General features: G+C 50.0%; 15 protein-coding genes. 6 read left to right on the forward strand and 9 right to left on the reverse strand.

The features are described from left to right. Nucleotides 1-70: 70 nt before the first annotated feature. The 3 genes from secB to rpsT all read right to left on the reverse strand — a co-directional run bounded on the left by secB (nucleotide 71) and on the right by rpsT (nucleotide 3,059). Nucleotides 71-544, reverse strand: coding sequence for a protein-export chaperone SecB (secB, locus tag V5T57_RS19965; RefSeq protein WP_332893034.1), 474 nt, complete (start codon nucleotides 542-544; stop codon nucleotides 71-73). Nucleotides 545-607: 63 nt separating this feature from the next. Beyond that, nucleotides 608-2,347 carry a DEAD/DEAH box helicase gene (locus V5T57_RS19970; protein ID WP_332893035.1) on the reverse strand — a complete coding sequence of 580 codons (1,740 nt, stop codon included), beginning with the start codon at nucleotides 2,345-2,347 and terminating at the stop codon, nucleotides 608-610. A gap of 439 nt (nucleotides 2,348-2,786) precedes the next feature. After that, the gene (gene rpsT / locus V5T57_RS19975) at nucleotides 2,787-3,059 is read right to left on the reverse strand and encodes a 30S ribosomal protein S20 (protein ID WP_332893036.1); all 273 of its coding nucleotides are present in this window, start codon (nucleotides 3,057-3,059) and stop codon (nucleotides 2,787-2,789) included. Between the two features lie 226 nt (nucleotides 3,060-3,285). Between rpsT and murJ the strand changes: the two genes are divergently transcribed. Continuing rightward, on the forward strand, nucleotides 3,286-4,875 hold the full coding sequence (gene murJ, locus V5T57_RS19980; protein WP_332893037.1) for a murein biosynthesis integral membrane protein MurJ: 1,590 nt from the start codon (nucleotides 3,286-3,288) through the stop codon (nucleotides 4,873-4,875). Between the two features lie 222 nt (nucleotides 4,876-5,097). Here murJ and V5T57_RS19985 read toward each other — a convergent pair whose 3' ends face one another. Further along, nucleotides 5,098-5,304: a hypothetical protein gene (locus V5T57_RS19985; RefSeq protein WP_332893038.1), complete on the reverse strand. Its 207-nt coding sequence runs from the start codon at nucleotides 5,302-5,304 to the stop codon at nucleotides 5,098-5,100. Nucleotides 5,305-5,707: 403 nt separating this feature from the next. Between V5T57_RS19985 and V5T57_RS19990 the strand changes: the two genes are divergently transcribed. The 3 genes from V5T57_RS19990 to ispH are packed head-to-tail and all read left to right on the forward strand — an operon-like array spanning nucleotide 5,708 to nucleotide 8,381. Continuing rightward, the gene (locus tag V5T57_RS19990) at nucleotides 5,708-6,652 is read left to right on the forward strand and encodes a dihydroorotate dehydrogenase (RefSeq protein WP_442918249.1); all 945 of its coding nucleotides are present in this window, start codon (nucleotides 5,708-5,710) and stop codon (nucleotides 6,650-6,652) included. 10 nt (nucleotides 6,653-6,662) lie between these two features. Beyond that, on the forward strand, nucleotides 6,663-7,454 hold the full coding sequence (locus tag V5T57_RS19995) for a thermonuclease family protein (RefSeq protein ID WP_332893040.1): 792 nt from the start codon (nucleotides 6,663-6,665) through the stop codon (nucleotides 7,452-7,454). 3 nt (nucleotides 7,455-7,457) lie between these two features. Beyond that, nucleotides 7,458-8,381 (forward strand): 4-hydroxy-3-methylbut-2-enyl diphosphate reductase, encoded by a 924-nt coding sequence (gene ispH / locus V5T57_RS20000; RefSeq protein WP_332893041.1) that lies wholly within the window; start codon nucleotides 7,458-7,460, stop codon nucleotides 8,379-8,381. 551 nt (nucleotides 8,382-8,932) lie between these two features. Here the strand turns inward: ispH and V5T57_RS20005 are convergent. The 5 genes from V5T57_RS20005 to V5T57_RS20025 all read right to left on the reverse strand — a co-directional run bounded on the left by V5T57_RS20005 (nucleotide 8,933) and on the right by V5T57_RS20025 (nucleotide 13,331). Further along, complete coding sequence (locus V5T57_RS20005; RefSeq protein WP_332893042.1) at nucleotides 8,933-9,520, reverse strand: Tll0287-like domain-containing protein; 588 nt, start codon at nucleotides 9,518-9,520, stop codon at nucleotides 8,933-8,935. A 379-nt stretch (nucleotides 9,521-9,899) separates the two neighbouring features. After that, nucleotides 9,900-11,450, reverse strand: a complete 1,551-nt coding sequence (locus tag V5T57_RS20010; RefSeq protein ID WP_332893043.1) for a GGDEF domain-containing protein — start codon at nucleotides 11,448-11,450, stop codon at nucleotides 9,900-9,902. 336 nt (nucleotides 11,451-11,786) lie between these two features. Further along, the gene (locus tag V5T57_RS20015) at nucleotides 11,787-12,290 is read right to left on the reverse strand and encodes a class I SAM-dependent methyltransferase (protein ID WP_332893044.1); all 504 of its coding nucleotides are present in this window, start codon (nucleotides 12,288-12,290) and stop codon (nucleotides 11,787-11,789) included. Continuing rightward, nucleotides 12,283-12,606: a hypothetical protein gene (locus V5T57_RS20020; protein WP_332893045.1), complete on the reverse strand. Its 324-nt coding sequence runs from the start codon at nucleotides 12,604-12,606 to the stop codon at nucleotides 12,283-12,285. Before V5T57_RS20020 ends, V5T57_RS20015 begins: the two co-directional genes overlap by 8 nt. Nucleotides 12,607-12,713: 107 nt before the next feature. Next, nucleotides 12,714-13,331, reverse strand: coding sequence for an inorganic pyrophosphatase (locus tag V5T57_RS20025; protein ID WP_332893046.1), 618 nt, complete (start codon nucleotides 13,329-13,331; stop codon nucleotides 12,714-12,716). A gap of 289 nt (nucleotides 13,332-13,620) precedes the next feature. On the opposite strand from V5T57_RS20025, the gene V5T57_RS20030 reads away from it, so the two are divergent. Both V5T57_RS20030 and V5T57_RS20035 read left to right on the forward strand, forming a co-directional pair. Beyond that, complete coding sequence (locus tag V5T57_RS20030; protein ID WP_332893047.1) at nucleotides 13,621-15,252, forward strand: alpha-D-glucose phosphate-specific phosphoglucomutase; 1,632 nt, start codon at nucleotides 13,621-13,623, stop codon at nucleotides 15,250-15,252. Nucleotides 15,253-15,630: 378 nt separating this feature from the next. Continuing rightward, entirely contained in the window at nucleotides 15,631-15,999 is a 369-nt protein-coding gene (locus V5T57_RS20035; RefSeq protein WP_332893048.1) for a hypothetical protein, read from the forward strand. Nucleotides 16,000-16,024 lie beyond the last annotated feature (25 nt).

The following is a 16,024-nucleotide window of genomic DNA, read 5'->3' on the forward strand; positions in this document are numbered from 1 at the left end:
GCACACGATAAAAAAAAAGGGTGCGTATGGTTACGCACCCTTTTGTTTTTGGCCCATGTTGGCAACTGTATTAGGCGTTGCCTTCTTGCTGGGTCGCTTTTTGCTGTTGGGCATGCTGAAAGAGTGCGGCAAAGTTAATGGGGTCCAGCACCATGGGCTTGTACCCACCTTCCAGAACAACACTGGAAACGATCTGACGCACATATGGGAACAGAATATTGGGGCAATCAATACCCAACACCATGGGAATATGCTCATCTGGCACATTCTTAACCAGGAACAGACCACCATAGGTCACTTCTGCCAAGAACAGACTTTTACCTTCAGGCGTAGCCACTTTAACGTTCACATCCAGGGTGACTTCGTAGTGATCATCATCCTTTTTGGTGGCTTTGGTATCCAGGTTAAACTCTGCTTTAGGCTCAGACTCTACCGCAAAAGACTCTGGCGCATTGGGGCTCTCAAAGGAGAGATCCTTTAGGTAAAGTTTGACCACATGAAATACGGGGGCCTCTTCAGCAGCAGCCTGTTCGTTCTCGCTCATCAATCTTCCTCACACCACGTCCATGATTAAAAATACAGCCCATCTAAGGCTGGAAAATACGGTTTACTCACCACCACCCGAGGGCTTCTGTGGGGCACCCTGTGGGGCGGCTCCACCAGCAGCGGGCTTACGGCGACGACGGCGGCGACGCTTCTTCTTAGGTTGCTCGCCCCCTTCTGCCCCTTCACCCTTATTCGCCGTGGCAGGCTTGGGTGTTTCACCACCTTGAGCTTGCTGGGCAGGCTTATGCTTTGGCCCCTCGGAACGTCCTCCGCCCCCAGAACGGCCACCACCGGAACGTCCTCCGCCCCCAGAACGGCCACCACCGGAGCGTCCTCCACCCCCAGAACGGCCACCACTACCGGTACGACGCTTATCCCGATCACTACGGGGGCGTGGGGGGGGACGTGTCAGATCTGGGAACAGATCATCTTCCGCCCACTCTACCGGAATGGTCATGCCAATATATGCTTGCACAGCCTCCAGAGAGTAAGCACCCTCTTCATCAATTAAGGCAATGGCATCACCCCGGTTACCGGCACGGGCTGTACGTCCAATACGGTGGACATAATCTTCTGCATTATCGGGCAGATCATAGTTGATCACATGGGTTACCCCATCGATATGCAGGCCACGACCAGCAACATCGGTTGCGATCAAAACGGGATACTCACCTTCCTGAAAGCGTTTAAGCACCTTCAGGCGTTTCATCTGCGGGACATCACCTGAGAGATATCCTGCCATAATGCCATTGGCTTTTAACCAACGTTCAATACGCTCACCTGCCCGTTTGGTATTCACAAACACCATGCTACGACCCGGGGCCGGCTTATGCTCATCAGCATGGGCCTCTTCCGCAGCGCGAGCAGCATCTTCGGTATCCAGATCATCGGCGTGGGGAACAAAGGATTCTTCTTCCACACCCTCTTCCACTGCAGTTGAAGCGGCCTCTGGCTCAACACCCTCTTGCGCTGCAGTCGAAGCAGCCTCTGCCTCAACACCCTCTTCCACATCTTCAGCGGGGGCTTTACTGGGGTCAATACCTTCATGCTGCAAGATATCCCGAAGCAGGCCCACCAGGAGAGGGATCTTTTCATCACCACTCACATGGAACAGTTTTTGGTCGACCCGCTCAGCGGTTTTTACATCGACCGTTGTGCTAAGCACCTCTGGCATATCCATATATTCATAAGACATCTCCTGAGCACGGTAGGAGAGTGTCGCTGAAAAGAGCATGGATAGCCGATCGCTATAGTGGGGCAAGCGGCGTAACATGTAGCGCAGGTCATCAATAAAGCCCATATCAAACATGCGGTCGGCTTCATCCACAATAAGCACTTCAACCCCTTTTAGGTCATAGGCTTTTTGCTTAAAATAATCGATAAGTCGACCGGGGGTTCCAACCAGAATCTCTACATCCTCTTCCAGCAGAATGCGCTTTTGCTTCTCATAATCCACACCACCATACACACAGTGCAGCTTAAAATTGGTGTGGGCATTGAGCAGCTTAGCGTCTGATTCTATCTGTGCAACCAACTCACGGGTGGGCGCAATGGCCAATACCCGGGGCATACTACGCCCTGGATGCTTTGCAACTTTACGAGGATTGTTAACCAGATGGGAGAGTGCACCAATGAGGAAGGCTGCGGTCTTGCCTGTTCCGGTCTGGGCTTGACCGGCAACATCCTTACCTGACAGGGCCAGGGGCAAGGTTATTGCTTGAATGGGGGTACACTGTGTAAAACCACAGTCACGTATACCCGCTAAAACCACCTCAGGGATGGGGAGTTCAGAAAATTCCATGGGCATTTATCCTGCCGCTAAGCGTTGGAACGCGTGGGCACGGATGCGCGGGGGGCGGAAAAGGTAACCTGAAAAAGGGCGCAAGGGTATGACCCCAACAGGCACCCACATGGCCTAAAAAGAACCACATCGGCACCCTTTTTCAGAAAACCTCTCCATATAGGAACACACAGGGCCCAAAGGGGCTGTAAGGCCGAAGAGCTTACCGAAACCTTCTCTCCTACCCTGTGCATGCCGCACCCCTCGATCACGCCGTGGCCGGGGATGAACCTTTATACATGCAGTTGGGGCACGACTCAACGTTTCGGCAAGATCTTAAGCACACATCATCGCATAAGTCGCTTACACCCTTATGCGATAACCCAGCACCTTGGACCCTATGTGACCCAATGAGAAAAACCACCACCCAAAGGGTGGTGGCTTAATCTCTAAAGCTTGATCAGCTGGCGGTGGCCAGCTTTTTGACCTGACTGTTCAGACGCGAGATGCGACGAGAAGCCTGGTTACGGTGAATCACGCCACGCTGTGCGGTGCGGGTGATCACGGCAGAAGCTTCACGCAGAGCTTGTTGGGCCAGCTCAACGTTGCCCTCTTGCACGGCAGTCGTTACTTTCTTAACGAAAGTACGCATACGAGCCTTGTCGTTGCGGTTGGCTTCAGTGCGCTTGGCGGTTTGACGAATGCGTTTCAGGGCAGACTTGTGATTAGCCACTTGACCTACTCTCCGGTTTCAATCTTACTGTTGTGCAAACAACCGTCATTACGGTGCCCGCCTATTTGCGCTCGCAAAAGATACGCAGCGGCGGAAACAGGGGCACATGACGGAAAAGGTACCTGTTCCGATGAAACGGGCAGAATAGGTAGAGAAGTGGCAATCGTCAATCATTTTTTACCTAGCCGTTCATTTTCCTTCATAAGATCGACTGGAAATTACCGCTGTGACCACAACCTCTCCTGCTCCCAATCCCCGTCGTGGCCTACTGCGGGCGGTGGGAACCATTAGTTTTTTTACGCTGTTGTCACGCATACTCGGATTTGTCCGCGATATTGTGATCGCCCGTGGTTTTGGGGCAGGCATGGGAGCCGACGCCTTTTTTGTTGCTCTGAAATTACCCAACTTTTTACGGCGTCTTTTTGCCGAAGGTGCATTTAGTACCGCTTTTGTACCGGTATTTTCAGATTATCTGGCCGCTGGTGATGTCAAAGAGACACGCCGCGCCAGTGAGGCGATCTTTACCTTGCTGCTGCTGGTGCTTATGCTGTTGGTCGCCATCGCACAGCTGGCAATGCCTTGGCTGATTATGGTGGCGGCACCTGGCTTTTTGGATCAGCCTGATAAATACCAACTAACCGTTGATCTGACCCGTATTACCTTTCCTTACATACTCTTTATCTCTTTGGTGGCCTTGGCTGGGGGTATTCTTAATAGCCATCGACAGTTTGCCATACCGGCCGCCACCCCCATGTTGCTCAATATTGCGCTGATTTTGTCTGCTCTGTTTTTAACACCCTATGTTGACCACCCTGCCGAAGCGCTGGCTTGGGGGGTTTTTATAGGTGGTGCTGCCCAGTTGGCCATGCAGTGGCCCTCCCTAAAAAAAATCGGTTTGCCTTTTCGACTGCGTTGGGACCTCAAACACCAAGCGGTGGGGCGTATTCTTAAGCTGATGGGACCTTCCATCCTCGGGGTTTCTGTCGCTCAGATTAATCTGCTGTTTGATATCTTACTGGCCTCCTTTTTAGCCAGTGGATCCATCTCCTACCTCTACTATGCCGATCGGTTGGTGGAGTTCCCCTTGGGTTTAATTGGCATAGCCATGGGTACGGCGATCCTTCCTGCACTCTCAGCTCATGCCGCCAAACGGGATGACGCCGCCTTAAACCATGATCTGGATTTTGCCCTACGTCTGATCTTTATTATTAATTTACCGGCCATGGTTGGGTTGATTTTACTGCGTGAGCCGATCCTTGCCCTGCTCTTTGAACGGGGCGCCTTTAGCGCTGAAACCACCCGCCTAACAGCCAACGCCCTATTTGCTTATGCCCTGGGTCTTATGGCCTTTGCCAGTGTCAAGGTCCTGGCCCCAGCTTTTTATGCCCGCAAAGATACCAAAACCCCTGTACGTATTGCGATCATCAGCATGCTGGCCAACATGGTGTTCAATGTCATCCTGATGTTCCCACTGGGCCATGTCGGGCTGGCTTTAGCCACCACCCTCTCAAGCTATCTCAATATGTTTTTGCTGCTTAGGGCGCTTAAAAAACAAACGGGGTTTAAGCCGGAACCGGGCTTTCCCAAAGCACTGTTTAAAGGGGTTATCGCTACCATCATTATGGGGGTTGGTATTTTGGCCATGCATCAACTGCTTTGGCCCAGCGATCCCAACGCCAGCACCTCATTGCGGGCGTTGGCGCTACTGCCGACCATCATTGTCGGTATTGCCCTATTTTTTGGGGCAGCTTGGGTCCTTAAACTGGCGGAAATCCGATCACTTTTGCAGGCCTTAAAAAAGAAAAAAGCTCAATAAGTCTGCACCTTCTCCATGACGTGCTTGGCATATCAAACAGCCAACCCATCGCCACACAAAGCGGGGCAAACCCATAGGATTTTCTTAACCTAAAGAGGATACAATGGCTGAGATCGCCAAATGCAAGATCTTGTTCATAAAGATAGAGGGCAGAACGGCACTAAGCAGCAGAAGGCAAGAGATCATGGCATGATCTCTTGCACATCATCAAAAATTTAGGCGTTAGATACCCATGCGGCTACGACTGGCGTCATAGAGGTTCTGTTCATAGCGGGTCACCGCTTTGAGAAGAGGGTCCAACATGCGGTCTACCCGCTTGGAGTGGGGCATCTCCAAAAGATCGTTGATGCGCACCAGAGCCTCTTCATAGCTCTCTAGATTGTCAATCACCACAGAGGGGTCTTTGATCATGGCTTGATGGCTACCCATGGCAGTCTCCCATATACAATGGTCCTCAAACAGCGTTTACCCTTAATCTGTGGGCAAAAACTGACTGAAGGATGCACCTAAAACGATTTTACACACTAAAGAATACGCAAAGAGCGGGCCAGGACATCAATCCTTACAAGCCCATGAAAAACGGATGTATATAAATAATTTTTTGCCTTAATAGCAGCCTTTTTGGAGCCACTTTCTCCTCAAGGGTGGGCAAAAATAGCAGGTCATTCTTTTTTGTCCAAGGAGAAATGGTAACGCGCATGTTTTTTTACGGTGAACAGTAAAACAACCCCCCTAACTTTTAGACCATGTCACACCCCCCTATTCTCCCAGACCGGCAAATTTGTTAGGATAGCACCCGCCCATGAATCACACCCACCAGGAGTCCACCAACGTGACCACCCCTGCTACAGACCCGATCGCCGTCAAGGTTGCCGGAATATCCATGCGCACCCCGCTGGTCTTACTTTCTGGCTGTGTTGCCTTTGGTGAAGAACTGTTAACCCTGGATGGATTTGATTTTGATGCCATTGGGGCCATCTGCCTAAAAGGCACGACTTTGGAACCTAAGCGGGGTAATGCCCCCCACCGTCTGGCAGAGACCCCCAGTGGTATGCTCAATGCCATTGGCTTACAAAACCCAGGTGCCCGCACCGTGGTGGATGAAATTTTGCCTCGCTTAACAAGCCAGATAAATACCCCACTAATTGCCAATATCTCCGGCTCTACCACCGAACAGTATGGTGAGATTGCCCGTATTTTTGATGACAGCCCTGTTGCGGGTATTGAAATCAACATCTCCTGCCCCAATGTCAAAGAAGGGGGCATCGCCTTTGGTTCCGATCCTGACATGGCGGGTGCTGTGGTTGAGCAGGTCAGAAAAGCCACCAATAAACCCGTCATTACCAAGCTTTCACCCAACGTGACCGACATTACCGTGGTGGCCAAACGTGCAATTGAGTCCGGCAGTGATGCACTGTCGGTGATGAATACCCTCATGGGTATGGCCATTGATGTTAAAAACCGCCGACCCATTTTAGGTAATCTGCAAGGTGGGCTCTCTGGCCCAGCGGTTAAACCAGTTGCGTTGTTGAAGGTATGGCAGACCTACCAGTTGGCCAAACAACATAACATCCCCATTATTGGTCAGGGTGGTATTGCCGATGCAGACGATGTATTGGCGTTCTTTTTGGTCGGTGCTGCCGCTACGGGGATCTGTACCAGCCTATTTAAAGATCCTCTATTACCCATGGCCATAGCCAAGCAGCTTCGCCATGGGGTAAAGCAACAGGGGGTGGATTCCATTTCCCAACTGACCGGTGCCTTACAGACCGCATAAGGAAACCATCATGGTACAGACACCCAAGCTGTTGCTCTCCTTACTGCTCAGCCTCTTTTTATGGAGTACAACCATGAACAGTTGGGCCGACGGGCGACGTCTTCCTCTCCAAGCAGTCCCAGGTGCTGTGGTGGATGGGGATACCTTTACCATTTTTGATGTTGGTCGTATCCGGATTATGGGTATTGATACACCTGAAATGGAGAGTGAGCGCAACCCTGCTGAACCCTATGCTCTGGAAGCTAAAAAAAGAGCCCAATATCTTTTGATGAACCGTGGCCATAGCGTCAAGCTGACCCTCGAAAAAAAGGGTCGTAAGCGGGATGTCTACAAGCGACCACTGTGTTATGTGGAGCTACCAGATGGGCAGGACCTTGGGGAAGTACTGTTGGAAGAGGGGCTAGCCATTGTCTACGCCAGCGGCGACCTAAGCCGCTTTAAACGGTATATGAAGGTGGAACGCCGTGCCCGTAAAGCAGGTGTTGGTGCTTGGGAGCAAGGGCACTGGCTGATTGATCATAAAGAGGCACGGGGCCATGTGGGTGCTTACCGTATTGTCCGCGGCCAGATCCAAAAGGTGATTAAAAAAGGTAAATGGATCTATTTAAATTTTGGTAAAAACTGGCGTGAAGATTTTACCATCTCTATCAGCCATCGGGATTGGCAAGCCTATTTCCGCAAAACCCTTGGCAGCTTTAAAGATCTAAAGAACCAAAAGGTCGAGGTACGTGGCCGTATTGGCTGGCGTAATGGCCCGTTAATTCGCGCTCACCATATCTCCCAACTGCAACTGGATAAGTAATCAATGCGTATTTTGCTCGCTGAACCCCGAGGTTTCTGTGCCGGTGTAGACCGAGCCATTGCCATTGTGCTAAAAGCTTTGGAAAAATTTGGTCCCCCCATCTATGTCCGGCATGAGATCGTACATAACCGGTGGGTGGTTGAACATCTACGTAATCAAGGGGCCGTGTTTGTTAAAGAACTGCATGAGATACCGGATGGAGCTGTCGCCATTTACTCAGCCCATGGTGTCTCTAAGCATGTGCAAGCCGAAGGGGCACGCCGCCCCCTGAAAATTCTGGATGCCACCTGCCCTCTCGTAGATAAGGTACACCGAGAGGCCGAACGGCTGGATCGTGAGGCTTTTCAAGTACTGCTCATCGGCCATGAAGGGCACCCGGAAGTTGAAGGCACCATGGGCCAGCTTGAAGCCAACCGCATGAAGCTCATCTCTGGGCCAAAGGAGATTGAGCAACTTGAACTGGCTCAGGATCAAAATATAGCGTACATCACCCAGACCACACTCTCCGTGGATGAAACACGTGGCATGGTTGAGCAGTTAAAAAACCGTTTTCCTGCCATTAAGGAACCGGCCAAAGAGGATATCTGTTACGCAACCCAAAACCGCCAAAATGCGGTTAAAGCTCTGGCCAAAGAGGCGGATCTTATTCTCGTTCTAGGCGCCCCCAACAGCAGCAACTCCAACCGACTACGGGAAGTTGCGGAACAGCACGGTTGCCCAGCCCACTTAATTGAGAATGCAGGGGATGTTGATCTGAGCTGGTTAGAGGGGATAGAAACTTTAGGGGTAACAGCTGGCGCTTCTGCACCGGAAATTTTGATTGAGGAACTGCTCGAGCGGTTTAAAGAACGTGTGGATAAAGTGGATTTACTCTCTGTCACCAAAGAGTATTTGGCCTTTCCCCTCCCTTCTGAACTCAGAGATTAAAACCAGCGGATATGTAACCAGCCATGCAAAAGATCTCTAGCATCAAGGCTTGATCCGCCACGCGACGCCACACATGCCCCTTGCATAGCTGCAGGGTTGCTCCGTGGCGCGACACCTGCGTTGACAGATCAATGGTTTACTGAGACCGCACACGATAGCACGGTTCAAACAGATCCCAGGATCACACCAACCATGGGCAGAAAGATGACCTGGCACAGCAGGTTTAACCTGAAGCCCTTTGTGATGAGCGATTCGGCATAGGCTTACAGCGTGACCAGAAGATGGTGTGCCCGTTGGCTTGTGCGTTTACTCACCCCACGGCGTTACGGCCTTATGGTGTTCTGGAACACACCATGCGTTACACCCTTGGCTTTGTAGAGCTGGCTAAAACCTATAATAGATAGAACCCCTACAGCCCTGTAGGTTCGTAACGCTCAGGATCTCACCTTGGCTGTTCTCTATTGATCACCCCGCATCAACCTGGGCTATCGATCATAAAAAAAGCCGGTATCACCCACGATACCGGCTTTTTTTGGATCAGGATGGTACGTTTACTTGATCTCTTTTTTCAAGGTAAAGGCACCCCGGATCTGACCGGCCTTATAACCACGGGCTTTATCATTTGGGTAGAGACGGCTTAGGGTCACTTCAGCCTTAGGATGAATCTTCTCACCATGGCACGCCAAACAAGGCTTAGCGGCGGTAGGAATCGCCTTCATATAACGGAATACCTTTTGGTCATTCACCATAACCACCTCATGATGCTCCATTTTTTTGGGATCTTCTCCTGCGGCCAGGCGGGCATCAAAGCTCTCCAGCACTTTACGCTCCCAAGCATCCGGGGCATTATCTGGGTTACGCACCTTCAAGCTGGTACGAGCAACCGTACCACCATAGTTTTTGGAGGCCATATTACCAATACCCCCGGCAGCACTGTTGCACAGTGTCGCCGCTGCACCGGGACCACCACTCTTCATACCTTGCATCAGGGTGCCCTTTAGCTTCCCAAAAAACATTTTCACCGCACCACGGCTCTCTGTAACCATGGCCATTTCATCAACAGCCAGAGCCGGTTGAGCAGACAGTGCTGCAACCAGGGTCAGTGCGCCGACAACATGCGCTTTCCAGGTGATTTTCATCTTTGGCATCCCTTAACTAAAAACAGTGTTGTGGTTGTGCATAAGTATTATGGATCCTCTATCAATAGATCCTTTGTACAGACAACCATGTATCCATGAAGGTTCCCATGCAAGTAAGAAAACCAACAGATCTACCCATTTATTCAGGTAGCCTGATCCCTGGTTACTGCATTCGATGGAATAGATAACGGTTCAACACAGTCTTGAATAAACGGCCAACCTGATCAGAGCTGACGTTTATTAAAAAAAGCGCAGATGTTTAAACCCTGGATAACGGTTGGGAACGGGATGGATAGACCAAATCTTGCACCCCTATCGCACAAGATTTGGCCATATAAAGATGAGTCTGAGGGGGTACTCTGTCGCTATGACAGCGCGCTTAGCTCTGCTTAAGCAAATGAACCGTATTTTTTTCAGGTCGCTCTTCATCATCGGGTTCGGTGGGGGTCTGTTCTGTACTATGGGTGATAACACGGTTACGACCTTGCTCTTTGGCCCGGTACAGTGCCATATCCGCTTTCTCTACAACCTCCGCAAAGCTCACACCATCGGTCGGAAACTCTGCCACACCAATAGAGATGGTCTTTTGTAGAATACCGCCTGGAATATTGATTTTCAGCCGTTCAACCGCCATACGGATCTTCTCAGCTATGGTGGTGCCCATATGGGTATTTTCATTTTGCAATACCACCATGAACTCCTCACCCCCATAACGTACCACCAAGTCCGAAGCTCGAATTTGTGCCATGAGCGCAGTGGCCAGTGACTTGAGCACCGTATCCCCAACCTGATGTCCATGGGTATCGTTCACAATTTTAAAATGATCTAAATCCATCATCAAAATGGATAGATACATCTCTTTACGTTGCGCCGTTGCCACGATGGTACGCTCATACTCCTCCAGGAAGCGACGGTTATGCAAACCAGTTAGAGGATCCTTCAAGGCCGACTCCCGCAGCTTCTCCATCAATCGTTTAGACTCGATCACAGAGGAGGATTCTCTAAGAAAAACCTGAAGAAAGGGGATGATATACGGGAACATGGCGGCCATATCTGGCTCCACCACCAACTGCACCACGTTCCCTACGGTCCCGGAGTGTAAGACCGGCAAACAGTAAAAAGAGAGCTCTTGATCGGTATCGTTATAGAACTGATTACAGATGGTTTGATGCTCCACACCATCAACGATGCGCCCTGTGCGCTGGGCACGGCAAAGCTCGGCACTAAACTGTACCTCCTGGCGGCACCAGCGGCACATACCTTCCTCTTCACCACTCACCAGCACGGGATGCATACGGTTTTGGCTGCTGGAGACCTCATAAATGGTATAACGCTCCAAACCAAATTTATGTTCAATAATATTTCCGATGCGGTTGTAAACCTCCCCTTTGGTCAGATCTTCCTCAATATGCTGCTTAAATTGAGAGACCTCTACCAGGGACTCCACCACTTCCACGGCCATGGTCAACTTATTGGTTTGACCCTCGGCATGAAAGTTGGTCAGTTGCACCACATCTTTATTGATCGCATCCACACCCAGGTGTAGTTGGTCCATGAGGCTATTTAACTGGATGGCAATTTCACCGACCGAACCAGGGCAGTCCGAACGAGCACGCACATCAAAGCGTCCTTCACGTGCACAGGTCACCACATGGAAAATACTCTCCAGCATTAACCGTAGGGGCCGTACCCATTTGCGGTAGATGAAATAAACGATGAGCAATAAGAAAATACCCAGAAGAACCAGACCGGCAGGGGTAACCACCAGCACCGTAGGTACCGTTTCTAATGAAGTTTGGGGCTGAGTAACCGTTGACCAGCCTATAAACTGTGCATCGGCGATGAACAGATATAATATCAGGCCAGCCAGAAGCGCAACGCCCCCCAGCACCACTCGCTGCAAGCGGCGCCCCGTAAACATGCTTTTCATGGCTTAAATCCGGTGATCAAAACATTCATGAATCTTGAATGTTGCGCGTCTTATAGAATGTCACAACTCCCCTTGTTTTTATCGGCCCCTAAAAGGGTACAACCGGGGATTCCATTTATTTACAGAATTGACGCAATAACTCCCATCAATCCAATTTACCCATCACAGCCTTAAAAACAAGCAGAAACGTATGGATTAAGGGCGATGTATTGAACTTTTTTCTTATTTATATTTTCAACTATCACTATAATGCCCACCCTTAAGTTGTATTTTCTCAGATTTTCTGGCCTTTTCAAGGGTTAAGTTGCCTGAGCTGAAACAACATCAACCGCTAAGTTAGCGAAGTGGGGCAAACCTTAACCGTGGCTCACCCTGGGAGCCTTGCTGTACCTGTATAAATGAAGAGGGCTGTTGAGGATTAAAGGCAAAATGGGTTGTCTGGCTTTGGTTCAAACATTTAAAGCCAACAGAATCCCATAAATAGACCAGGGATTCCGCCGTATAGAGTGAGCAATGTCCATTTCTAGGGGCTAAGTACCACCAGTTCATCATTTCCTGCGGGGTTTTTTGTCTATTCAGGGTGGTTGTAAACAACACCATACCACCCGGATTTAATGCGTCAACCAAGGATGCCACGGTTTCCTTGGGGTGGACCAGATGTTCAAAAACCTCAAAGGCTGTGATGACATCAAAGTGCCCTTGGGGTTTTTCTCCCCCTTTAACATCAAAGGGGTCATAACACTGAATGTTATAGCCAGCTTGCACCATGGCGTTATAAAAATGCCCCCCACCCGATCCATAATCCAGAAATGTGAGGTGCTCTTTTAGGGGTTCAAGCAACTTTCGAACCTAATGGAACACACGCAGCAGGGCGCTCTTTGGCATAACCAAGATCTATTTTTTCATAATACTCATGGTTATACACATGGGTTAAAAAATCTTCCCGGCTAAACGGGTCAAAATAGGGGGTTAGCAACATACCGCACGGGGTACACCGATAATAAAAAACAGAAATACCTGTTGTGGGAAAAAACAAACCCCGTGCATTGGCACTGGTTTTGGAAAAATCGACCATCCCCATCAACTCCGCTTGTCCAGGACAACTCCGACAGGGCTGTACGGTACAGGCTGGTAACGGATCTTGAATTGTGGGCATAAGCACCTTCCACATTCAGCATAAAAAAATAGCTTATCAATCATTAAGCACAAAAAAAACGGGGCATCAAAGCCCCGTTTCTTTTTATTCTTATCCTCTTTCAAGGATTAGCCACCATACATGTCGATGTAATCATCGCAGGAAGCTTTAATCACCTTCATGGCGTGCTCACGACCATAGGTGACATCCACAGAGACCTTATCTTCTTCACCTGGGACCATCTTGTAGGTCGAGAAGTAGTGACGCAGACGCTCGGTCAGCACCTGAGGAACTTCATCAATATCTTGCAGGCTACCCCAAACATTATCGTTGGCCAGCACAGCAATAATTTTATCGTCTGCTTCACCACCATCGATCATCTGCATACCACCCAAGACACGGGCGTTGAGAATAACCTCAGGCTTGGCGATGGGACGCTCGCTGATCACACAGATATCAAGGGGGTCACCATCACCACGGTCAGACTCAGGTGAGAGCGCCTTTACCCGGTCACCACAGTAGGTGCGGGGTACAAAACCATACAGAGCAGGCGGCTGAGATGAGCTACGGTGGGGACGGTCCACACGCAGGTAACCAGAGGCCTTGTCCACTTCGTACTTCACCATATCGAAGGGGGTAATCTCGATGTAGGCATGCACCACACCAGGAAACTGATCCTGAGGACCGACCTCAAGACCGTGCCAGGGGTGCGGACGCCAACGGTAAAATGCAGAAGGAAAAGACATGAGTTTCAGACTCCTCGGCTTGGAGATTCCACTATTAAGATGCTCGGAGAATGCCCAATACAGGCACAAGAGTCAATAACAAGCTCCCTGATAAGGGGTATGTATACCGTTGATAGGCATACACCCCAATGGATATAACTCAGAATCCAGGACAGTGGAGAGACCATCCTGTTCGAAAATGGTGAAAAGATGGTAAAAATCCCGTCACGAATGCAGTTGGTTGTTTTATCCCTGTTAAAGAGTGCCTAATATCCTCAGATCAGCTTCTCATCGCGCCCACGGAGTCAACATGAGCATTCAAACCATCACCACGACCCCTTTTGTGGATCAAAAACCCGGAACATCCGGCCTACGTAAAAAGGTTACGGTGTTTCAACAAGCCCATTATTTAGAAAATTTCGTTCAATCCATTTTTGATACTTTGGAAGATTATCAAGGCAAAACCTTGGTATTGGGTGGCGATGGCCGCTACCACAATCGTGAGGCGATCCATACCATTCTTCATATGGCGGCCGCCAACGGTTTTGGCAAAGTACTGGTGGGCCGGGGTGGCGTACTTTCTACCCCAGCGGTCTCCCACTTAATCCGTAAGTATGAGGCCTTTGGCGGTATTGTACTCTCCGCCAGCCACAATCCTGCAGGTCCTGATGGAGATTTTGGCATTAAATATAATGTCTCCAACGGGGGTCCAGCCCCAGAGAGCATCACCAACGCCATTTTTACCCAGAGCAAAGCCATTACCGAATATAAAGTCTGGGCGGATCAAGAAGTAGACCTGGATTATCTGGGCGATTCAGAGATCGGAGATATGCTGGTCCGCATCATCGACCCCGTGAACGATTATGCCCAGTTGATGGAAGAGTTGTTTGATTTTGATGCCATCCGGCGTTTGTTAGATGGGGGCTTTCGTATTTTGTTTGATGCCATGCATGCGGTCACCGGACCCTATGCCCGTGAGATCCTGGAGAACCGTCTGGGTGCACCGGCAGGTACGGTTCTTAACGGTGTGGTTAAAGCAGACTTTGGTGGTGGACATCCAGACCCCAACCTAACCTATGCCAAAGATCTGGTGGAACAGCTGTGGGCAGAGGATGCACCGGACTTCGGCGCAGCTTCGGATGGGGACGGCGACCGCAACATGATCCTCGGGCGACAGTTTTTTGTGACCCCAAGTGATTCACTGGCCGTGTTGGCAGAGAACGGTACCTGTGCCCCCGGTTATGCCCGTGGTATTGCAGGTGTCGCCCGCTCTATGCCCACCAGCCAAGCTGCAGACCGCGTGGCGGAGAAGAAAAATTTTGCCTGCTTTGAGACCCCAACCGGCTGGAAATTTTTTGGCTCCCTACTCGATGCTGGTAAAGCCACCCTGTGTGGCGAAGAGAGCTTTGGCACCGGGTCAGACCATGTGCGTGAAAAAGATGGGCTGTGGGCGGTACTCTTCTGGTTAAATATTTTGGCCCACCGCAAAGCCTCGGTTGAGGAGGTGGTTAAAGATCTATGGGCCACCTATGGCCGCACCTACTACGCCCGCCACGACTATGAGGGGGTAGATTCCGCAGCAGCTAACCAACTGATGGCAGACCTACGGGGTAACTTTGCCGCCTTAGCCGGACAAAGTCATGAAGGTTTAACCATTAAGCTGGCGGATGAATTTGCCTATACCGATCCGGTTAATGGGGCATCCACCAGCAAGCAAGGGGTACGAATTCTGTTTGAAGATGGCAGCCGCATTGTTTTCCGACTCTCTGGTACAGGAACCTCCGGTGCGACCTTGCGTATCTACCTGGAGCGGTATGAGCCCCAAGCGAACAAACAGGATCGTGATGCTCAAGAAGCCCTGGCTGATCTCATTCGTATTGCAGATACCATTGCAGGGGTCAAAAAACATACAGGACGCGACAAGCCCACAGTCATTACCTAAGTAGATCACCTGATTGAGCCCGACACAGTGCCCCCCTACCCGTATGTAGGGGGGCATCCGGGCCTCCCCCACCTCATTGTGCCAGAACCTCTGCCTCCCTCTCGCTCACACGCCTGTTTGACCAGAATCACTCACTGCAATAGCTGCCTTGTCTATACGTATATCAGCACCGAGCAACATCTACCCGGATACTCTCCACACCCAAGAGCCTATCTATAGATATTGTTTTTTATCATATTATATATAATATTGGTCTACTGTTTGCAGCACATACCACGCTCTCCCTATTAACTTTTATTGTTTTCAACCCTAATAATGCCTCTTATTATGCCCAACATTTGGGCTTGTTAACCCGATCTAACCCCAGGAACTTCACTTATGAAACCGTTACAGTTCACCCTTTTTTGTCTATCCATTTTCATTTTATCAGGATGTGTCTCTACAAGAGATGCCAACACCGTAGAAACCAAACAACGGTTAGATACCTCGCTAAGCTGTCAGCAACTTGAAGTTGAATATAAAACCAATACAGAAATTGCCGCCAACAAGATCTCAAAAAACAATACATCTGATGGGCAGGATATTCTGTTGGGCTTTCTTATTTGGCCAGGTTTGGCAGATTTTAAAAATGCAGATGGGACCGAGGGCAACGCCTTACTTGATCGCAATATTTACCTTAGAGAGTTAGCAAAAAGTAAAGCCTGTGATCTCGCCTACTGGCCTTCACAACCCAACCGCTACAATTAATCACCCTATTTTTGAGACACAGCAA

Origin of the sequence: Magnetococcus sp. PR-3, assembly GCF_036689865.1 — a bacterium.
In the GTDB taxonomy this organism is placed as follows: Bacteria; Pseudomonadota; Magnetococcia; order Magnetococcales; family Magnetococcaceae; genus Magnetococcus.